18 protein-coding genes and 1 pseudogene are annotated in these 19,419 nt (G+C 62.4%); 7 read left to right on the forward strand and 12 right to left on the reverse strand.

The genetic code is table 11. From position 1 onward, the window contains the following. Positions 1 to 80 precede the first annotated feature (80 nt). Positions 81 to 1,115 (forward strand): selenide, water dikinase SelD, encoded by a 1,035-nt coding sequence (selD, locus tag IEC33019_RS19415; protein WP_070094183.1) that lies wholly within the window; start codon positions 81 to 83, stop codon positions 1,113 to 1,115. Further along, positions 1,115 to 2,233 (forward strand): tRNA 2-selenouridine(34) synthase MnmH, encoded by a 1,119-nt coding sequence (mnmH, locus tag IEC33019_RS19420; protein WP_099593852.1) that lies wholly within the window; start codon positions 1,115 to 1,117, stop codon positions 2,231 to 2,233. Before selD ends, mnmH begins: the two co-directional genes overlap by 1 nt. Before the next feature lie 56 nt (positions 2,234 to 2,289). Here the strand turns inward: mnmH and IEC33019_RS19425 are convergent, their stop codons facing one another. Beyond that, a complete protein-coding gene (locus IEC33019_RS19425) occupies positions 2,290 to 3,216 on the reverse strand; it encodes a LysR family transcriptional regulator (RefSeq protein ID WP_070094181.1) in 927 nt (308 codons plus the stop codon). Between the two features lie 90 nt (positions 3,217 to 3,306). On the opposite strand from IEC33019_RS19425, the gene IEC33019_RS19430 reads away from it, so the two are divergent. Beyond that, positions 3,307 to 3,780 carry a DMT family transporter gene (locus IEC33019_RS19430; RefSeq protein WP_070094180.1) on the forward strand — a complete coding sequence of 158 codons (474 nt, stop codon included), beginning with the start codon at positions 3,307 to 3,309 and terminating at the stop codon, positions 3,778 to 3,780. A gap of 67 nt (positions 3,781 to 3,847) precedes the next feature. On the opposite strand, the gene IEC33019_RS19435 is transcribed toward IEC33019_RS19430, so the two are convergent. From IEC33019_RS19435 to hmpA, 10 genes are all read right to left on the reverse strand, one after another. Further along, positions 3,848 to 4,387: a hypothetical protein gene (locus IEC33019_RS19435; protein WP_070094179.1), complete on the reverse strand. Its 540-nt coding sequence runs from the start codon at positions 4,385 to 4,387 to the stop codon at positions 3,848 to 3,850. Between the two features lie 108 nt (positions 4,388 to 4,495). Then, a complete protein-coding gene (locus tag IEC33019_RS19440; protein WP_070094178.1) occupies positions 4,496 to 4,873 on the reverse strand; it encodes a YkgJ family cysteine cluster protein in 378 nt (125 codons plus the stop codon). A 149-nt stretch (positions 4,874 to 5,022) separates the two neighbouring features. After that, on the reverse strand, positions 5,023 to 6,231 hold the full coding sequence (alaC, locus tag IEC33019_RS19445; RefSeq protein WP_070094177.1) for an alanine transaminase: 1,209 nt from the start codon (positions 6,229 to 6,231) through the stop codon (positions 5,023 to 5,025). Positions 6,232 to 6,560: 329 nt separating this feature from the next. Further along, complete coding sequence (cyoE, locus tag IEC33019_RS19450; RefSeq protein WP_043208040.1) at positions 6,561 to 7,448, reverse strand: heme o synthase; 888 nt, start codon at positions 7,446 to 7,448, stop codon at positions 6,561 to 6,563. 11 nt (positions 7,449 to 7,459) lie between these two features. Further along, the gene (gene cyoD, locus IEC33019_RS19455) at positions 7,460 to 7,792 is read right to left on the reverse strand and encodes a cytochrome o ubiquinol oxidase subunit IV (protein ID WP_043208038.1); all 333 of its coding nucleotides are present in this window, start codon (positions 7,790 to 7,792) and stop codon (positions 7,460 to 7,462) included. After that, complete coding sequence (gene cyoC, locus IEC33019_RS19460) at positions 7,792 to 8,415, reverse strand: cytochrome o ubiquinol oxidase subunit III (RefSeq protein WP_043208035.1); 624 nt, start codon at positions 8,413 to 8,415, stop codon at positions 7,792 to 7,794. Before cyoC ends, cyoD begins: the two co-directional genes overlap by 1 nt. A gap of 3 nt (positions 8,416 to 8,418) precedes the next feature. After that, positions 8,419 to 10,437, reverse strand: a complete 2,019-nt coding sequence (gene cyoB, locus IEC33019_RS19465) for a cytochrome o ubiquinol oxidase subunit I (RefSeq protein WP_070094176.1) — start codon at positions 10,435 to 10,437, stop codon at positions 8,419 to 8,421. A gap of 3 nt (positions 10,438 to 10,440) precedes the next feature. After that, positions 10,441 to 11,385, reverse strand: coding sequence for a ubiquinol oxidase subunit II (cyoA, locus tag IEC33019_RS19470; RefSeq protein ID WP_043208031.1), 945 nt, complete (start codon positions 11,383 to 11,385; stop codon positions 10,441 to 10,443). A 557-nt stretch (positions 11,386 to 11,942) separates the two neighbouring features. Beyond that, positions 11,943 to 12,449 carry a disulfide bond formation protein B gene (locus tag IEC33019_RS19480; protein ID WP_070094175.1) on the reverse strand — a complete coding sequence of 169 codons (507 nt, stop codon included), beginning with the start codon at positions 12,447 to 12,449 and terminating at the stop codon, positions 11,943 to 11,945. Between the two features lie 525 nt (positions 12,450 to 12,974). Continuing rightward, positions 12,975 to 14,153: an NO-inducible flavohemoprotein gene (gene hmpA / locus IEC33019_RS19485; protein WP_070094174.1), complete on the reverse strand. Its 1,179-nt coding sequence runs from the start codon at positions 14,151 to 14,153 to the stop codon at positions 12,975 to 12,977. 157 nt (positions 14,154 to 14,310) lie between these two features. Here hmpA and norR point away from each other — a divergent pair, with 157 nt between their 5' ends. The 4 genes from norR to IEC33019_RS19505 all read left to right on the forward strand — a co-directional run bounded on the left by norR (position 14,311) and on the right by IEC33019_RS19505 (position 18,119). Further along, entirely contained in the window at positions 14,311 to 15,861 is a 1,551-nt protein-coding gene (gene norR, locus IEC33019_RS19490) for a nitric oxide reductase transcriptional regulator NorR (protein ID WP_070094173.1), read from the forward strand. Positions 15,862 to 16,087: 226 nt separating this feature from the next. Next, positions 16,088 to 16,987 (forward strand): chemotaxis protein, encoded by a 900-nt coding sequence (locus IEC33019_RS19495; RefSeq protein WP_070094172.1) that lies wholly within the window; start codon positions 16,088 to 16,090, stop codon positions 16,985 to 16,987. Between the two features lie 89 nt (positions 16,988 to 17,076). After that, positions 17,077 to 17,388 (forward strand): hypothetical protein, encoded by a 312-nt coding sequence (locus tag IEC33019_RS19500; protein WP_070094171.1) that lies wholly within the window; start codon positions 17,077 to 17,079, stop codon positions 17,386 to 17,388. Next, positions 17,385 to 18,119: a YkgJ family cysteine cluster protein gene (locus tag IEC33019_RS19505; RefSeq protein WP_070094170.1), complete on the forward strand. Its 735-nt coding sequence runs from the start codon at positions 17,385 to 17,387 to the stop codon at positions 18,117 to 18,119. Before IEC33019_RS19500 ends, IEC33019_RS19505 begins: the two co-directional genes overlap by 4 nt. A 1-nt stretch (position 18,120) precedes the next feature. Here the strand turns inward: IEC33019_RS19505 and IEC33019_RS28245 are convergent. After that, positions 18,121 to 19,113 (reverse strand): annotated as a pseudogene (locus IEC33019_RS28245) (methyl-accepting chemotaxis protein); the annotation flags it as partial. Positions 19,114 to 19,419 lie beyond the last annotated feature (306 nt).

Here is a 19,419-nt window from a genome sequence, read left to right on the forward strand (position 1 = left end):
GCCGACCGGGGGATTATAAGAGCCGCTGGCGCAAAGGCCAGCTTTGCTACAATCGCGCATCACGAAAATCCGAGGTGCGTATGAGCGAACCGATTCGTCTGACCCAGTACAGCCATGGCGCCGGCTGTGGTTGCAAGATCTCCCCCAAGGTGCTGGATGTGATTCTCGCCGAGAGCGGCGCCCAGGCCCTGGACCCGAAACTCTGGGTAGGCAACGCCTCGCGCGACGATGCCGCTGTGTATGCCCTGGACGATGAACGCGGCGTGGTCTCGACCACCGACTTCTTCATGCCGATCGTCGATGACCCCTACGATTTCGGCCGTATCGCCGCCACCAACGCCATCAGCGACATCTACGCCATGGGCGGCGACCCGCTAATGGCCATCGCCATCCTCGGCTGGCCGGTCAACGTCTTGCCACCGGAAGTCGCCCGCGAGGTGATCCGCGGTGGCCGCGCCGTGTGCGCCGAGGCCGGCATCCCGCTCGCCGGCGGTCACTCCATCGATGCACCCGAGCCAATCTTCGGCCTGGCGGTCACCGGCGTGGTCAGCAAGCGCCACCTCAAGCGCAACGACACCGCCAGCGTGGGCTGCCGCCTGTACCTGACCAAGCCGCTCGGCATCGGCATCCTCACCACCGCTGAAAAGAAGGCCAAGCTGCGTGCCCAGGACCAAGGCCTGGCCCGCGACTGGATGTGCACCCTCAATACCCCCGGCAGCCGCTTCGGCAAGCTCGAGGGCGTGAAGGCCATGACCGATGTCACCGGCTTCGGCCTGCTCGGCCACTTGGTGGAGCTGGCCGACGGCAGCGGACTGACCGCGCACTTGCGCTACGACGCCGTGCCACGCCTGCCCAGCGTCGATCACTACCTGGCCGAGGGCTGCATCCCTGGCGGTACGCTGCGAAACTTCGACAGCTACGGCCACAAGATCGGCACCTTGACCGATGACCAGAAGCACCTGCTGTGCGACCCTCAGACCAGTGGCGGACTGCTGGTGGCGGTCAGCCCTGAGGGCGAGGCCGAGTTTCTCGCCGTGGCAGCAGAACTGAACCTGGCCCTCTCGCCGATCGGCGAGCTGGTCGAGCGACAGACCCACGCGGTCGAGGTGCTTTGATGCGCAACGACTGCACCGATTACCGCCAGCTGTTCCTCGACGACGTGCCGATGATGGACATGCGCGCGCCGATCGAATTCACCAAGGGCGCCTTCCCCGGCGCCGTCAACCTGCCGCTGATGAACGATCAAGAGCGGCAGAAGGTCGGCACCTGCTACAAGCAGCACGGCCAGGACGCCGCCATCGCCCTGGGTCACCAGTTGGTAACCGGCGCCATCAAGCAGACTCGCCTGGAGGCGTGGGTGACATTCGCCCAGGCCCACCCCGATGGCTACCTGTACTGTTTCCGTGGTGGTTTGCGCTCACAGCTCGTCCAAGCCTTGCTAAGGGATGAAGCCGGCATCCAGTACCCGAAGGTAGAGGGCGGCTACAAGGCCATGCGCACCTTCTTGCTGGAAACCACCTTGCAAGCCGTCGACGAATGCGACTTCGTATTGATCGGCGGGCTGACGGGTACGGGCAAGACCGATGTGCTGCTGCAGTTGGACAACGTTCTGGATTTAGAAGGTCATGCCAACCATCGGGGGTCGAGTTTCGGCAAGCGCGCCACCGCGCAGCCGGCGCAGATTGATTTCGAGAACCAGCTCGCCATCGACATTCTCAAGAAGCGTGCCCGTGGCCTGCAGCAGTTCGTGCTGGAGGATGAAGGGCGCATCATTGGCAGTTGCTCGGTACCTCTTGAGCTATACCAGGGCATGCAGCAGTACCCACTGGTATGGCTCGAGGACAGCTTCGAGAACCGCGTGGAGCGCCTTCTGCGGGACTACGGCATCAACCTGCATGCCGAATTCGTCGAGCGACATGGCGCTGAACACGGGCCACGGCTGTTTGCCGAACGCATACGTCAAAGCATGGCCAATATCCAAAAGCGTCTGGGCGGCGAGCGATATCAACGCCTTTCGGTGCTACTGGAGCAAGCGTTGGAAGCACAGTTGAACACCGGTGAGGTGGACCTGCACCGAGGTTGGATCGAAGGTGTGCTCAAGGAGTACTACGACCCGATGTACGCCTACCAGCGCGAAGCCAAAGCGGAGCGTATCGAGTTCGCCGGGGACGGCGTGGAAGTGCGCGAGTACCTCAAGGCCCGGGCCAAGCGCGAGCCACGCACCACCCCCTAGGGCAATTTGCCCCCTAAAGGCGCCCCTACAGCGGCGGCGCCTTCAGAACCCTACGATCAACTCGCTGAACGTGGCGCTTCGTGCTCATCGCAAAGCCCACGGATCAGCTCGCGCAACCAGCGGTGGCCAGCATCGCCCTCGCGCCTGGCATGCCAGGCCTGGGTAAAGGCAAACGGCGCGATCGGTAGCGGGGGCGCAAAGCTGCGTAGGCCGGGGTCGAGCCGGGCACCCGCCAGGCTGCGGCGGGCCACGGTCAGAATGAGGTCGGTACCGGTGATCACGCCCTGGGCCACCCCCCAGTGTGGCAGGGTGAGCGCAATCCGTCGCCCTTGGCCCAACGCATGGAGTGCCAGGTCGATCTCGTTATCGATGCCTGGTCGCACGGCCACCAGCACATGGGGGCGCGCCAGCCACTGGGCCAGCGAAAGCCCCGTACGCGCCGGCAGACTGCGGCGATCCGCCAAACAGGTGAACGACTCTTCGAACAGCACCTGCAGCCGCACTTCCGAAGGCAAATCGGGAAACACCCCCAACGCCAGGTCCACCTCACCATCGATCAATTGCCCGAGCATGGCTTCACGACTGCCTTGGGATACCACCAGGTCGATGCCTGGCGCCTCCGTCCTGAGCCTGCGCATCAGCCCCGGCAACACCACCCGCGCGCCATAGTCCGACATCGCCAGGCGAAACGTGCGCCGCGCCCGACTCGGCTCGAAACGCGGGCTGCCCAACAGGCCGTCGAGCTGCTCGAGTGCTTGTTCGAGCGGCTCGCGCAAAGCCTGGGCACGACTGCTCAGGTGCAGGCGCCCGCCCAGGCGCACCAGCAGTGGGTCGGCAAAAATGTCTCGAAGCTGGGCCAGGGCATGGCTGACGGCTGGCTGGCTGCGGTGCAAACGTAAGGCAGCCCGGGAGACATGTTGCTCGCTGAGCAGCGCATGCAAGGTCAACAGCAGATTGAGGTCGATACGGCGCAGGTCATCCATATGACGAATACAGCCTGTGTGAATTTCGAATTTCCATCATTGAAATGGATAAACAACACTGCGCCTAGTGTTTTCCACAGGAGCCCTTCCATGCCGCATGCCCTCTCCCTCTCAGCTATCCTCCCGTTGCTTGTCGCGCTATTGGCCGGTGCCGCCGTGCCTTTTCAGGCGGGCAGCAATGCCGCGCTCGGTCGCCTGTTGGGGCACCCGCTGTGGGCGGCGGGGGTATCACTGAGCGTCAGCCTGCTGATGCTGGTCCCCGCACTGCTGGTGATGCGCGCGCCTCTGCCGCAGGTGCAGAACCTGGCCCAGGCGCCCTGGTGGGCCTGGTTTGGCGGTGTGGCTGGCGTGCTCTACATCACCGCAGCGCTGGTGCTGACCCCCCGGCTGGGGGCGGCGGGATTCATCGTCTGCGTGATCGCCGGGCAGGTACTGTCGTCGCTGCTGATCGACCAATGGGGGCTGATGGGGTTGCCGGAGCGGCCGGTCAACACCCTGCGCTTGGCGGGCGTGGGGATGATCGTGATAGGGATGCTGGTGGTGCAGTGGGGGACGTCGCGCTGAGGTGTTGCCTGTACCGCTTATTCGCAAGTGAACCCGCCTACCACCTAGTCCAATGTGTGGGAGCGGGTCACAGCGACTGCGACGACTCCGGCGGCATCAGCACCTTGTCCACATCGAAATGCAGCGCAGGCATCTGGGTGCCAGCGTAGATCGTGACCGCGATCGCGGCGATCAGCGCCACATCGAGCCAGTGCCAACCGGGCATGTCATCGGCGCGCCGGGCCTTCCAGCACCACCAGGCCTGCCCTAGGCAGAACACCAGGATCGCCAGGCTCCACAGGTAGAAACCTGCACCAAAGCCGGTAACGTCCTGGAAGGCGTAGCTCTGGTTGTCCGGAAGCCGCTCGATACCCAGGCTGCTGAGCGCCAGGTACAGGGCGCTTCCCCCCAGCAGCAACGCCAGCCGGCGAAAGCGCCGATGGGCCAGCACCGCCACCACCAGCAACGGGTTGGCAAACCATTGATACAGGCCGAACGGTACGCCCCAGGGCCCGTAAAGCAGCATCTGCAAGGCTGGCATGTGCCGGCTTGCGCCCATCAAGGCGCCGTCGAAGAACAGGCCGATCAGGTACAGAAGCAGGCTCACGGGCAGGTAATAGGCAGACAACCGCAGGCTCCGGTATTTGGACGAGCCTGAAACCATACAGCACCCGTGTTTCACGCAACAGGTGGCTCAAGCAACAAGCCCTACAGACCTGGGGCGAAAACACCGGCCTCAGGCCACTTCGGCCCCGTCATCCTCCGGCCAGTGCGGCTCGTTCGCCTCCAGCGGCGGCAGGCCGTAATGTGCACGGGCGGCGTCGCAGCTTGGGTTGTGCACACCGTTGACCCAAGAGGCCTCGAACTCCCGGCAAGGGCTCGAGCGGTTTTCATAGATGGTGCAGGCGACCTGCTTGCCGACCTCGCCCTCCAGGGCGGTGCAGCGACAGGGCTTGGCGTCGGTGCCGATCATGGCGACGCGGGTGGGGTTGATCTGTACCACCAGATCGTCGGGCACAACGCCGCCGGCTGATTGGCATTCGCCCCAGAAAAAAGACACACGGAAGTACCCGCAGCAGGCGCCGCAGTCAAGGCAAGGGTTGTATTCGGACATGATGGCACGGAGGGAGGGTTGTTGTTATGGGGGCTGGGCCCGCGCGCCATTCTCAGTCCAAGCGGGGGTGGCTGAGAAGAGGGGGAAAGCAAAAAATAACGCCGCTGATCCGGAACGATCGGGGCCGCGTTGCGGCCCCTTCCGCGGTGTCACTTTTGGGTCAGGCCATCGGCTCGGAACATCTGGCGAATACCACGAATGGCCTGGCGAATACGGTCCTGGTTTTCGATCAGGGCGAAGCGCACATGGTCGTCGCCATAGTCGCCAAAGCCGATCCCCGGCGACACACAGACCTTGGCCTCGGCCAGCAGCTTCTTGGAAAATTCCAGCGAGCCCAGGTGAGCGTAGGCTTCGGGAATCTTCGCCCAGACGTACATCGAGGCCTTGGGGTTCTCGACCATCCAGCCGATCTCATGCAGCCCCTTGACCAACAGGTTGCGGCGCTGGCGGTACTGCTCGGCAATGTCCCGCACGCACTGCTGATCGCCTTCAAGCGCCGCGATGGCTGCGACCTGCAACGGGGTGAAGGTGCCATAGTCGTGATAGCTCTTGATCCGCGCCAGGGCGCTGACCAACTCCGGGTTGCCGACCATGAAACCGATACGCCAGCCGGCCATGTTGTAGCTCTTGGACAGCGTGAAGAATTCCACCGCGATGTCCTTCGCGCCGGGCACCTGCATGATCGACGGGGCTTTCCAGCCGTCATAGACGATGTCGGCGTAGGCCAGGTCGTGGACCACCAGCACGTCATACTGCTTGGCCAGAGCGACCACACGCTCGAAGAAGTCCAGCTCGACACACTGGGCGGTCGGGTTGGACGGGAAGCCCAGGATCATCATCTTGGGCTTGGGGATCGACTCGCGAATCGCCCGCTCCAGCTCGTTGAAGAAGTCCACACCGGGCACCAGCGGCACCGAGCGCACCTGGGCACCGGCGATGACTGCGCCATAGATGTGGATAGGGTAGCTGGGGTTTGGCACCAGCACCGTGTCGCCATGGTCGAGAGTGCCGAGCATCAGGTGAGCCAGGCCCTCCTTGGAGCCAATGGTAACGATGGCTTCGGTTTCAGGGTCGATTTCGACCTCGTAGCGCTCCTGATACCAGCGCGAAATGGCCCGGCGCAGGCGCGGGATGCCGCGTGAGGTGGAGTAGCCATGGGTGTCTTCGCGCTGGGCGACCTGGACCAGTTTCTCGACGATATGCGGTGGCGTGGCGCCGTCGGGGTTGCCCATGCTCAGGTCGATGATGTCCTCGCCACGGCGGCGGGCGGCCATCTTGAGCTCGGCGGTGATGTTGAAGACGTAGGGGGGGAGACGATCGATGCGCGCAAAGCGGCGCGGCGAACCTGGGTTGGCCATGGCTTCCTCGAATGACGTAAGCGCCCGGAACCGTCCGAGCGACGTTGGCCGCTGCGGCGGCCGAATCAGAAGATAGTGCCGACACGAATAACCTGTAAAGGATAATTTCCTGTTTTGTTAGATCTTTTTAGGCTTATTCATTGAATTCGTTAGATTTACGTTGCCTGTGCCGGCCTTTTCGCGGGTAAACCCGCTCCCGTAGGGGCCGCGTAAGTCTTTAAAACGGCGCAATCCCGGTGGGCGGTTTACCCGAAAAAGGCGCCATCGAAACGACCGCCATAAAAAAACCCCGGCACAAGGCCGGGGTTTTCGTGTAACAGGCGTGTGTATCAGCGTGCGTAGGTCATCAGCACGTCCGCGGCAGTCTGGCTGTCCACCGACATCATCACGCTCAGGGCAGTGACGGTGAGGATGGAGAAACCAAAGACCTTGCGGGCCCACTTGCTGTCGTCCTCGGCCTTGTAGCCGCCCCAAGCCATGTACAGCCAGTACAGGCCCATGGCAGCCGCCACGGCGAGGTAACCCAGACCGGCGTAGCCGCCCAGGGTCAGCATCAGGGTGGCGAGCACGAAGGCCAGCACGTACAGCACGATCTGCTTCTTCGCCGCGAGAATACCGCGCGCCACCGGCAGGACCGGAATGTTGGCGGCGCTGTAATCCTTGAAGCGGAAGATGGCGATGGCGAAGCTGTGTGGCATCTGCCACAGGCTGAACATCACCAGCAGCGTCACTGCAGCCAGGTCGAAGCTGTTGCTGACGGCGCAGTAACCGATCACCGGAGGCATGGCACCGGACAGGCTGCCGACCAAGGTGCCGTGCACCGACTTGCGCTTGAGCCACAGGCTGTAGAAGCCGACGTAGACGACGAAGCCTACCGCTGCGCAGAACGCCGACAGCGGGTTGGCCTGGACATACAGCAGGCTGAAACCCGCCACCCCGAGCAGGGTGGCGTAGATCAGCGCGAGGGTCAGCGACATGCCACCCTGGACCATGACGCGGTTCTTGGTGCGCTCCATCTTCTGGTCGATGTCGCGGTCGATGCAGTTATTGAACACGCAACCGGACGCGACGACCAGAGAGGTCCCCACCACTACCGCCAGGAACAGGGCGAAGTCCACATGGCCCTTCGAGGCAAGGAAGAAGCCGCCTGCCACGGAAAGCACGTTACCGAAAATGATCCCCGGTTTGGTGATTTGGATAAAGTGCTTCACGGACATGCAGTCTTACCTCACTTGGCCATCATTTCGATGTGGATGCTGAACATGATCCACAGCGACAGGCCGACCAGCAGAGCGATTACGAGAGTGGTGAACAGGAACGTCGACACATTCGAACGCTGCTCTTTCGAGCGGTCCATGTGCAGGAAGTACACCAGGTGCACCACCACCTGAATGACGGCCATGGCCACCACGATCAGGACGGTCAGGTTCTTCGGCAGGCTCGGGTACATCACCAGACCGAACGGGATCGCGGTCAGGATGATCGACAGGATGAAGCCGATCGCGTACGACTTGACGCTGCCGTGGTTGCCTTCGTGATGAGTGTCGTGTGCGCTAGCCATTACAGAACTCCCAGCAGGTAGACGACGGTGAATACGCAGATCCAGACCACGTCCAGGAAGTGCCAGAACAGGCTCAGGCAGCTCATGCGGGTCTTGGCGGTCGGGGTGATGCCCTTGGTGCTGATCTGATACATCAGGACAGCCATCCAGATCAGACCGGCAGTCACGTGCAGACCGTGGGTGCCGACCAGGGCGAAGAAGCCCGACAGGAAGCCGCTGCGGTTCGGGCCGAAGCCTTCGCCGATCAGGTGATGGAATTCATAGACTTCCATCGCGATGAAGCCAGCACCGAACAGGAAGGTGATGGCCAGCCAGCCCAGCACGCCACCTTTGTTGCCCTTGAACATCTGCAGCATGGCGAAGCCGAAGGTGATCGAGGACAGCAGCAGCAGTGCGGTTTCAACAGCTACGAAGTCGAGCTGGAAAATGTCATGACCCGACGGGCCGCCGGCAAAACTGCCGGACAGCACCGCGTAGGTGGCGAAGAGCGACGCAAACAGGATGCAGTCGGTCATCAGGTACAGCCAGAAACCGAGTACGGTCATCTGGCCCGAGTCGTGGTGGTGATCGTCGTGCCCATGGTCGTGACCATGAGCGCCGGCGTGGATTACTTGACTGGACATTGATTACACCCGCTCAAACGATTCGACACGTGCGCCGGCAGGCAGAGCACCTGCTTTGGCCAGCGCTTTCATGCGCTCGCCTTCGATGCGCGCCACTTCTTCGGCCGGAACCATGTAGCCCTGGTCGTCACGCGCAGCGTGGCGAACGAAGACAGCGATGGTTGCAACCAGGCTCGCGCCAACCAGCCACCAGATGTGCCAGATGAATGCGAAGCCGAAGACGGTCAGGAACAGGCCCATGAACAAACCGGTGGAGGTATTGCTCGGCATGTGGATCGCTTCGTACTTGGCCGCAGGCTTGTAGGCGACACCGGCTTCCTTGGCTTCGTGCCAGGCGTCCAGGCCAACCTTCTCAGGCATGTGGGCGAAGTTGTAGAACGGAGGTGGCGAAGAAGTCGACCATTCCAGGGTACGGCCACCCCATGGATCGCCAGTGACGTCCAGGTTCTGGTTGCGATCGCGGACCGATACGTACAGCTGGATCAGCTGGCAAGCGATACCGAACAGGATCAGCACGGCGCCGACGACGGCAACGTACAGGTACGGTTCCCAAGCCGGGTTGTCCGAGTGGTTCAGACGACGGGTCATGCCCATGAAGCCCAGGGCGTACAGCGGCATGAACGCTACGTAGAAGCCGGAGATCCAGAACCAGAAGGCAGCTTTGCCCCACTTCTCGTTCAGGGTGAAACCGAAGGCTTTCGGGAACCAGTAGGCGAAGCCGGCGATGTAGCCGAATACCGCACCACCGATGATCACGTTGTGGAAGTGGGCGATAACGAACAGGCTGTTGTGCAGAACGAAGTCAGCACCTGGAACAGCCAGCAGAACGCCGGTCATACCACCGATGGAGAAGGTGACCATGAAGCCCAGGGTCCACATGATCGGCGCGGTGAAGCGCAGACGGCCCTGGTAGATGGTGAACAGCCAGTTGAACAGCTTCACACCGGTCGGAATGGAGATCAGCATCGTCGCCAGACCGAAGAAGGTGTTGACGCTCGCGCCTGCACCCATGGTGAAGAAGTGGTGCAGCCAGACGGCAAAGCCCAGAACAGCGATCGCGCCCGATGCGTAGATCATCGAGTGGTGGCCGAACAGACGCTTGCCAGCGAAGGTCGAGGTGACTTCCGAGAACACACCGAAGGCCGGCAGGATCAGGATGTAAACCTCAGGGTGACCCCAGGCCCAGAACAGGTTGACGTACATCATCGGGTTCCCACCAAGCTCGTTGGTGAAGATGTGGAAGTCCAGATAACGGTCAACAGTCAGCAGAGCCAGTGCAGCGGTCAGGATCGGGAAGGAAGCGACGATCAGCACGTTGGCCCAGGTGCAGGTCCAGGTGAAGATCGGCATGTCCATCAGCTTCATGCCAGGAGCGCGCATCTTCATCACGGTGACGAGGAAGTTCACACCGGTAAGCGTCGTACCCAAGCCGGATAGCTGTAGCGCCCAGATGTAGTAGTCCACACCCACGCCAGGGCTGTACTGGATACCCGCAAGCGGCGGATAGGCAACCCAACCGGTCTTGGCGAATTCACCAACACCCAGGGAGATGTTGACCAGCAGCACGCCTGCCAGCAGCAGGTAGAAGCTCAGGGAGTTCAGGAATGGGAAGGCAACGTCACGTGCACCGATCTGCAGAGGAACCGCCAGGTTCATCAGGCCGGTGAAGAACGGCATCGCCATGAAGATGATCATGATCACACCGTGGGCGGTGAAGATCTGGTCATAGTGTTCAGGCGGCAGGTAGCCTTCGGCGCCACCGGTAGCGGCGGCCAGCTGGGTACGCATCATGATGGCGTCGGCGAAGCCGCGCAGCAGCATGACCATCGCGACGATGATGTACATCACCCCGATTTTCTTGTGGTCGACCGTGGTCAGCCACTCGGTCCACAAGTAGGTCCACTTGCGGAAATAGGTGATAGCACCGACGACAGCGATACCTCCGAGCGCAATCATGGCAAGCGTCACCATGACTATCGGCTCGTGATAGGGTATCGCCTCCAGGCTTAATTTACCGAACATCTCTTACTCCTCTGCACCGGCAGCTGGTTGCATACTCGATTCCACACCCTTGGTAGTGGCCAGATCTTTGCTGCCTGCTTCTTCGTGGCTCGGACGACCGCGGTTCATGCCTTCGTACTTGTCGACGATCAGTTGGAACTGGTCAGGCGAAGCCTCGCTATACAGCGCGACTGGGTTGTTTTCGCTTGGTTTGGCCAAGGCGTCGTATTCGGCCTTGTCCAGCTTCTTCGGCGACTGCTTGACCTCGGCGACCCACTTGTCGAAGTCTTCCTGGGAGGTGGCAGTAGCCTTGAATTTCATGCCGGTGAAGCCAGCACCGCTATAGTTGGCGCTGATACCGTCGAACTCGCCGTTTTCGTTGGCGATCAGGTGCAGTTTGGTGGTCATGCCGGCCATGGCGTAGATCTGGCCGCCCAGACCTGGGATGAAGAAGGAGTTCATCACAGCGTCGGAGGTCACGCGGAAGTTGACCGGGGTGTTAGCCGGGAAGACGATCTTGTTGACCGTGGCGATGCCCTGCTCTGGGTAGATGAACAGCCATTTCCAGTCCAACGCGACCACGTCGATCTGCACCGGCTTCACTTCGGAATCCAGTGGACGGTAAGGGTCCAGCTTGTGGGTGGAATGGTAGGTGACGTAGCCCAGGGCGATGATGATCAGGATCGGGATGATCCAGACAGCCGCTTCGATCTTGGTCGAGTGCGACCAGTCGGGGGTGTAGGTGGCAGCCTTGTTGGAAGCACGGTACTTCCAGGCGAATGCGATGGTCATGATGATGACCGGCACGACGACCAGCAGCATCAGGCCGGTAGCGATCAGGATCAGGTTCTTTTGCTCAATGCCGACCTGGCCCTTCGGGTCGAGCAGGGTCCAGTTGCACCCACTGAGTAAAAGCATGCCTAAAAAGGGCAATATGCCAAACAGTCTGGGGTAACGCTTTTTACTCATCTCACGACCTCTAGATCAGCTTGCTTCAATGCAATTTGTGTTTTGGTAGCCAACACTTCGTCCTGCCAAGTGAGGCATTTCGCGCCCGTACTCGCTCCTGCCGGAGGTCCGACTGCAGGACCTTGGCGTCAAGCGGGTTAGCGGTGCTTATGGTTTCGTAGGCAACAGGCCTGTACTTCAGACCAAGTCCATTTGGTGCGGGAAAACGCGGAGGGGGGTCCGCCCGGTATCGCCGTTGGGCGAAACTTGACGAAGTCAGCAAAAAGGAGCCTCGGCTTCCTTCAATCCTGCGACTTGCAAGCAGTGCCGAACGGAAATTGGGGGCGATTGTAGATAGGTCGCCCACCCTTGACTATGACTTATTGCGCAACAGTCTTTTACGCAATCGGTAACAATGCAGAAGGGAAAATCAACTTCGCGACAGTTTGTCGCACCCCGCTTGATAGCCCTGGAGCCCGCATTGCGCAAGGCTTCGTGATTGATCTAGGTCAAGCGGGAGGCAAGTTTCTTTTGGTATCTCGCCGTGCAATAGAAGAGGTCGGAAGCGGGACTTTTGTCTAAGCCTTGCGTCGGTTCCGATAGATGCCCAGCGGCACCAGGATGGCCGTGAGGACGAACGCCACAAGCGCCCACTGAGCCAGGGACAATCCAAGGATCGGCGGGTACGGCGTGCTGCAGAATCCATCGACCTGGAACGCCAGTGGCCAGACCTGTGCCAGAGGCAGGTCGTCGACGATCGGTTGCAGCGTGTCGATACCACAGCTGACCATCGGGTGCGCGAGTATATACACATGGTTGCCGGCCGCAACGATTCCGCCGATCGCGCTGAGCACCACCAAGGCTTCGAAGAACGTCAGGCTGCGTTTTCCCGGCATGGCGGCAGCAAGGAAGGCGAACACCGCAATCAACAGCAGCGCGTAGCGTTGCAGGATACACAGCGGGCATGGTGCCTCGCCGAGCACCACCTGCATGTAGAGCGCCCCGCCGATCAACGACAGGCAGATCACACCCAGCAGAACCAGGAAGCGCCGTTCGCGATTCAGGCGCGATGTTTGTTCGTTCATTACCGATTCCTTCGATGGATAGGGGCAGTGTCCGACCCTGTCAGGGCAATGGCCTGCCTGGGCGACAGTCTACACGTGCGTCGAGGAAGCGGCGTGATAGCACTGCGCGGGGCTATCCGATGACGACTTCAGACCAGCCAGGGCGACGTCGGTTCAACGTCGGCCGCCAAAAAGCGGCAACCCGGATGTCGGACAGGCGAACGCCCCTCGACACCCGGGAGTGAAGGATACAGTGATTAAAGGAAGATTAAAGATGAAATTGGCCCTGCTTATTTCATCTCCTTCTATATAAGAAGAGACCTATAGGCCCAATCGCTGGCAAGCCAGCCCCCGCACACACGATGTCACGTTCGTTTCGTCTCGATTACCCACGTTCGGGATCACCGCGTACGGGAGCTGGCTTGCCAGCGTTTGGGATAGACGGACAGCGTTGCCGCTTCGCGGGTAACCCCGCTCCCACAGGGTTATCGCAAACCTTGTGAGAGCGAGCTCACCCGCGAGCGGACTCACCGGACTATCGAAGCATCACTCCAGCGCCGCTGCCGGGCCGAAGAACTCGTAGCGGCTCTGCTGCTCGGGCACGCCCAGGCCCTTGAGGTGGTGCTTGACCGCCGCCATGAAGCCTTTCGGGCCCAGGAAGTAGGCATCCACATCACGTTCGGCCGGCAGCCACTGGCCCAACTGCTCCTGGCTCAGCAGGCCAATCGCATCAGCCTCGCCCTTGCCGTCCTGCTCGGCATAGCAGTAGAAGCGCTTGAGCTGGGGATGGCGCGCCGCCAGACCGTCGATCCAATCACGGAAGGCATGTACTGCCCCATTGCGCGCACAATGGATGAAATGCACCGGACGCTGGGTCTTCAAGGCAGCCTGGAGCATCGCCAGGGTCGGGGTGATGCCCACGCCACCGCTGATCAGCACCAGCGGTTTGTCGCTGCTGGTCAGGGTGAAATCGCCGGAGGGTGGGAACAGTTGCAGGGTCTGGCCGACCTGAAGCTGGTGATGCAGGTAGTTGGACACCTTGCCACCGGCCTCGCGCTTGACGCTGATGCGGTACTGCTCGCCATCGCACAGGGCCGACAGGGAATAGTTGCGCCGCTGCTCGACACCGTCGATGAACAGTTGCAGGCCGATGTACTGGCCAGGCTCGGCTTTCAGCACCGGCTTGCCATCGACCGGGGCGAAATAGAAGGAGACGATTTCGCTGCTCTCCTGCTCGCGGCGCACCAGGCGGAACTCACGGGTACCGCGCCAGCCACCGGCGGCTTCTTCCTTCTGTTTATAGAGGCTTTCTTCGGCGCCGATCAGAATGTCAGCCAGTTGGCCGTAGGCCGCGCCCCAGGCATCGATCACCTCTGGGGTGGCGATGTCCTTGCCGAGGACTTCCTCGATGGCGCGCAGCAGGCAGCTGCCGACGATCGGATAGTGTTCCGGGAGGATCTGCAAGGCGACATGCTTGTTGATGATCTGGCCGACCAAGCCGCCAAGCTGCTCCAGCTGATCAATGTGGCGGGCATACATCAGCACGCCGTTGGCCAGCGCGCGCGGCTGGTCGCCGCTGGCCTGGTGGGCCTGGTTGAACAGCGGGCGAACCTCGGGGTACTCGCTGAGCATCAGCTTGTAGAAATGGGTCGTCAGGGCTTCGCCACCGCTTTCGAGCAGTGGGACAGTGGCTTTGATGATTGCACGTTGTTCGGCATTGAGCATTTGCAACGACTCCTGAGCCTGTGGGCTTGAATTTGACTGCCCTCGCTATTTCATCAATCGTGCCAACTTTCAAACCCAGTGTTTACGGGGCTTTTACACAAAGCGAGTCAAAACGACACCGATGCGCGTATAGTCATATCGACCAACAGGAGTCTATATGACCACACGCCCACTGCTCACCACCCTGCTCCCCCTGGTCAGCGATCTTTCACGCGACCTGCCGGACCAGGAGCGCTATCGCCGCCTGCTGCAAGCCATGCGCAACCTGCTGCCGTGCGATGCCGCCGCTCTGTTGCGCCTGGATGGCGAATGGCTGGTGCCACTGGCGGTCGACGGCCTGTCGCCCGATACGCTGGGGCGGCGCTTCAGGGTCAGTGAGCACCCGCGCTTCCAGATTCTGCTCAGCCGCCCCGGGCCGACCCGCTTCGCCAGCGACAGCGAACTGCCTGACCCTTATGACGGCCTGGTCAACGCTCCCCATGCCGACCTGGAAGTGCACGACTGCATGGGCTGTCCCTTGATGGTCGATGAGCAGCCCTGGGGCCTGGTCACCCTCGACGCGCTCACGCCCGGGCAGTTCCAGAGCCTGGAACTCGACGCCCTGCAAGCCTTCGCCAGCCTTGCCGCGGCCACCGTGACCGTGGCCGAGCGTATCGAGGACCTGGCCCTGAAGGCCGAAGACGAACATCAACGTGCCGAGGTCTATCGCCAGGCCAGCGGCCAGAACAAAGAACTGATCGGCCAGAGCAAAGCGCACAAGCGCCTGCTGGAGGAAATCCGCCTGGTCGGCGGCAGCGAACTGACCGTGCTGATCACTGGCGAGACCGGGGTGGGCAAGGAGCTCGTGGCCCAGGCCCTGCACCAGGCCAGCAACCGTGCCGACAAACCGTTGATCAGCCTCAACTGCGCCGCCCTGCCCGACACCCTGGTCGAAAGTGAGTTGTTCGGCCACGTGCGCGGTGCCTTCACCGGTGCCCATGGCGAACGACGCGGCAAGTTCGAGTTGGCCAACGGTGGCACACTGTTCCTCGACGAGGTGGGCGAACTGCCCCTGACGGTACAGGCCAAGCTGCTGCGCGTGCTGCAAAGCGGGCAGCTGCAACGCCTGGGTTCGGACCGCGAACACCGGGTCGATGTGCGCCTGATCGCCGCCACCAACCGCGATCTGGCCATGGAAGTGCGCAACGGCAACTACCGCGCCGATTTCTACCACCGCCTGAGCGTCTACCCGCTACAGGTCCCGCCTCTGCGTGAACGCGGGCGCGATGTATTGCTGATCGCAGGTTATTTCCTGGAGCAGAACCGCTCGCGCCTGGGCCTGAACAGCCTGCGCCTGAGCGCTGAAGCCCAGGCCGCACTGCTGGCCTACGACTGGCCGGGCAATGTGCGCGAACTGGAGCATCTGATCGGCCGCTCGGCACTCAAGGCCCTCGGCCAACATCCCGAACGTCCCCGCATCCTGACCCTGGAAGCCAGCGACCTGGACCTGCGCCCCACCCTTCCCAACCATGAGCCCTCCCCTGCCCCGGCACCGCCTCTGCTCAGCCTGCCCGAGGGCGGCCTGCGCGAAGCGGTGGACGATTACCAACGGCAGGTGATCGGCGCCTGCCTCGGGCGCCATCAGGACAACTGGGCGGCGGCAGCGCGTGAGCTCGGGCTCGATCGTGCCAACCTCAGCCGCCTGGCCAAGCGCCTGGGGTTGCGCTGACATTGCAACCCAGTCGCGCCACAGCGAAACGGCATTCGCGGGTACCGCTCTGTTACCAAGACCACCGCAGATCCTGTAAGAGCGGGATTACCCGCGAAAGGGTCAGCGCTGTCGATATGTGCCAGAGCGAAGCCTGCGATTGGCCGCACCACAACCTAAAGCCTGGCCTCAACAGGCCGATAACCCGGCATCCTCCCTTTATTACCGACAGACTCGAAGGTTGCCCATGGCCACGCAAAACGCCCGTGCGGACTCGTTGTCCCTGCTGCTGTTCACCTTGCGCAGCGGCAAGCTGATGGCGATCAACCTGCTCAAAGTCAGCGAGATCATCCCCTGCCCGCCGCTGACCCGGCTGCCGGAGTCGCATCCGCACGTCAAAGGCGTGGCAACGCTGCGCGGCAATCCGCTGTCGGTGATCGACCTGTCCCGCGCCATCGGCGAACAGCCGCTGGCCGACCCATCCGGCGGCTGCCTGATCGTCACCGAGATCAGCCGTTCGCGCCAGGGGCTGCATGTGCAGGCGGTGAGTCGCATCGTTCACTGCCTGAGTACCGACATCAAGCCGCCGCCCTACGGCTCGGGCAACCGCTCGTTCATCACTGGCGTGACCCGGGTCGACAACACCTTGGTGCAGGTATTGGATATCGAGAAGGTCATCCACGCCATCGCCCCGCCCGAGCCCGAACCGCACCCAGGCGAGCTCAGCGAGGAAGACGCCAGCCTGCTGGCCGCCGCCAATATCCTGGTGGTGGATGACAGCCAGGTCGCTTTGCAACAGTCGATCCACACCCTGCGCAACCTGGGCATCGAGTGCCATACCGCGCGCAGCGCCAAGGATGCGATCAATCTGCTGCTGGAACTGCAAGGTACCGACCGGGAGATCAACATCATCGTCTCGGACATCGAGATGTCCGAGATGGACGGCTATGCCTTCACCCGCACCCTGCGCGAAAGCCCGGACTTCCAGCACCTCTATGTACTGCTGCACACGTCGCTGGACAGCACCATGAGCGGTGAGAAAGCCAAGTTGGCTGGCGCCAACGCCATCCTCACCAAGTTCTCCTCGCCGGAGCTGACCGATTGTCTGGTGGTGGCAGCACGGGCCGTGGTCTTCGCCGAGCACTGATATAGTCAGCGACAATTTCCCTGGCTTGCTGCCAGGGATGACTCGGGCATAATTCGCGCCCTTCGGTTGTTTTGTTGCCGGTACCCTGTATGAAGCTTCTCAGCACCCTCCTGATCGCCTGTGCCTTCGCCAGCAGTGCGGCCCAGGCCTCCAGCAGCCAAGCCTGGAATGAACAACGCCAACAGATGCTCAAGGGCTGCCTGGCCGCCAGCCAGCTCAAAGATGCCCACGCCCGCGGCAAGCCCGCGGAGTTCGACGACCAGGTGGGCTACAGTGCCCTGCTGATCGAAGGCGTCTACCCGCAAAAACACATGCAGCAGCGCACCGGCACCGAGCTGTGCCTGTATGACCGCCAGCGCCATCAGGCCTTCGTCAGCGAATGGAGCCCGGGCGCGCCGTGAGCGACAGCATTCGTTTCGCCTGCACCGGCTGTGGCAAGTGCTGCACCGGCCACCATGTGCCCCTGACCCTGGACGAAACCCGCCAATGGGCGGCCAACGGCGGCCAGGTGGTGGTACTGATCGAAGGGTTCGTCTGCGATGGCCCCGGCATGCCGGCCGAGCAGCGCGACCATGTGCTGCGCCGGGCCTACCCGGTCGACTGTGGCACGGCCCGGCTGCACGTTTCGGTCACCTTCGCCGCCTTCAACCCAGGCCGCTGCCGCAACCTGGACGACAACGACCTGTGCACCATCTATGAAACCCGCCCGTTGGTGTGCCGCATCTACCCGGCCGAGATCAATCCTCACCTGCCCCTGCGCTCGGAAAACAAAGACTGCCCACCCCAAGCCTGGCAGCAAGGCCCGACGCTGATCCACGGCCAGTCGCTGGTGGATCCGCAGTTGCGCGCGCTGATCGAAGCCTCGCGCCAGGCCGACCGAGACGACATCGCCGCCAAGGTTGCCATCTGCCAGGCCCTGGGCATGACCACCAGCGCGCTCAAGGGCAACGGTTTTACGGCCTACCTCCCCGCCATGGAAGCATTCGCCACCGCCCTGGAACAGGTACCGGCCGACAACCAGGCGCCCTGGACCTTGCACATCGAAGCCCCGATCCTGGCACAGGAGTCGGCAGCGCTCGGCCTTCTGACCACCGCCGAGCCGCCCCTCTACTACGCCTTCATCGGTTTCTGATTCACTGGCACCGACGCCAGAACTCATCGGCCAGGCGCCGCAGATCCATCGCCAGATCCGCCACGTCCGTTGCACTGGCATGGCTGCGCTGGCCGACATCGACCGTCGCCTCGCTGGCTTGGCGGATGCTGATGATGTTGCGGTTGATGTTCTCGCTCACCTGGCTCTGCTGCTCCACCGCAGCCGCGATCTGCAGGCTCATTTCATTGATCTGGTTGACCCGTGCGCTGATGCCATCGAGCGCACCACTGGCCAATTGCGCCTGCTCGACGCTATGCCCGGCATGGCTGCTGCTCTGGCGCATCACCTGCACCGCGGCGCGAGCCCCTTCCTGCAGCGTGCCGATCATGCGCTGGATCTCGTGGGTCGACTGGGTCGTGCGCTGCGCCAGGCCACGCACTTCGTCGGCCACCACAGCGAACCCGCGGCCCTGGTCGCCCGCCCGGGCGGCCTCGATGGCTGCATTGAGCGCCAGCAGGTTGGTCTGCTCGGCGATGCCCCGGATCACATCGAGCACCCCGGAAATATCGCTGCTGTGCTGTTCCAGTTGATGGACCGCATCACTGGCTTCGACCAGCGAACCGGCCAGGTCCTGAATCGCGCAGCGATTGCGATCGACCACCTGGTGACCGGCCTGGGTTTCATCCTCGGCCTGGTTGGCCGCCACGGACGCCAACTGCGCACTGCTGGCAACCTGGGCGACACTGGCGCTCATCTGGTGAATGGCGGTGGCCACCTGGTCAGCCTCTTCCTGCTGCTCCAGGCTGTTGGCGTGGCTGGCCTGCAATGCCTGCACCAACGAGCCGGAATGCCCTGCCAGGCGCGCCGAGGTATCGCCGATACGCCCCACCACCGCACCCAGCTGGGCCTTGAGCATGCGCATGGCGAACTCGATCTGGCCGATGGCATCGCGCCGCCCGGTGTACAGCTGCTGGCTCAGCGGGTTGTCGGCAATGGCCAAGGCTTGCTGACGCAAGCGTTCGAAGGGACGTAGCTGCCAGAACAGCAGCGCACTGCTGGCCCCGGCCGCAAGCATGATTTCCATCAGCGAGCTCCAAAGCGACAGCCCCTGCCAGCCGTGACCGACGCCGACCACCAGCGCCAGAGCGGCCGTCACACCCAGCGACAACCGCAGCCCCAGACCAAGCACCGGCAGACGCGCGCGCCAGTTACGCTGCCCTTCGCGCATCTGCTGGTAGCAACGCTCGGCCGCCGCCACCTGCTCGGCGCTGGGCCGAGTGCGCACCGACTGGTACTCGATGGTTCGCCCACCGCTGCTGATCGGCGAAACGAACGCGCT

It is taken from the genome of Pseudomonas putida, assembly GCF_002741075.1.
In the GTDB taxonomy this organism is placed as follows: domain Bacteria; phylum Pseudomonadota; class Gammaproteobacteria; order Pseudomonadales; family Pseudomonadaceae; genus Aquipseudomonas; species Aquipseudomonas putida_T.

Bases quoted from the DNA above. Each gene is read 5' to 3' on its own strand.
- cyoE (WP_043208040.1), bottom strand. From the start codon at position 7,448: ATGTCCGTGAAGCACTTTATCCAAATCACCAAACCGGGGATCATTTTC.
- cyoC (WP_043208035.1), bottom strand. From the start codon at position 8,415: ATGTCCAGTCAAGTAATCCACGCCGGCGCTCATGGTCACGACCATGGG.
- IEC33019_RS19440 (WP_070094178.1), bottom strand. From the start codon at position 4,873: ATGTCCGAATACAACCCTTGCCTTGACTGCGGCGCCTGCTGCGGGTAC.
- cyoD (WP_043208038.1), bottom strand. From the start codon at position 7,792: ATGGCTAGCGCACACGACACTCATCACGAAGGCAACCACGGCAGCGTC.
- selD (WP_070094183.1), top strand. From the start codon at position 81: ATGAGCGAACCGATTCGTCTGACCCAGTACAGCCATGGCGCCGGCTGT.
- cyoA (WP_043208031.1), bottom strand. From the start codon at position 11,385: ATGAGTAAAAAGCGTTACCCCAGACTGTTTGGCATATTGCCCTTTTTA.
- IEC33019_RS19500 (WP_070094171.1), top strand. From the start codon at position 17,077: ATGAAGCTTCTCAGCACCCTCCTGATCGCCTGTGCCTTCGCCAGCAGT.
- norR (WP_070094173.1), top strand. From the start codon at position 14,311: ATGACCACACGCCCACTGCTCACCACCCTGCTCCCCCTGGTCAGCGAT.
- hmpA (WP_070094174.1), bottom strand. From the start codon at position 14,153: ATGCTCAATGCCGAACAACGTGCAATCATCAAAGCCACTGTCCCACTG.
- alaC (WP_070094177.1), bottom strand. From the start codon at position 6,231: ATGGCCAACCCAGGTTCGCCGCGCCGCTTTGCGCGCATCGATCGTCTC.
- cyoB (WP_070094176.1), bottom strand. From the start codon at position 10,437: ATGTTCGGTAAATTAAGCCTGGAGGCGATACCCTATCACGAGCCGATA.
- IEC33019_RS19425 (WP_070094181.1), bottom strand. From the start codon at position 3,216: ATGGATGACCTGCGCCGTATCGACCTCAATCTGCTGTTGACCTTGCAT.
- IEC33019_RS19430 (WP_070094180.1), top strand. From the start codon at position 3,307: ATGCCGCATGCCCTCTCCCTCTCAGCTATCCTCCCGTTGCTTGTCGCG.
- IEC33019_RS19480 (WP_070094175.1), bottom strand. From the start codon at position 12,449: ATGAACGAACAAACATCGCGCCTGAATCGCGAACGGCGCTTCCTGGTT.
- mnmH (WP_099593852.1), top strand. From the start codon at position 1,115: ATGCGCAACGACTGCACCGATTACCGCCAGCTGTTCCTCGACGACGTG.
- IEC33019_RS19495 (WP_070094172.1), top strand. From the start codon at position 16,088: ATGGCCACGCAAAACGCCCGTGCGGACTCGTTGTCCCTGCTGCTGTTC.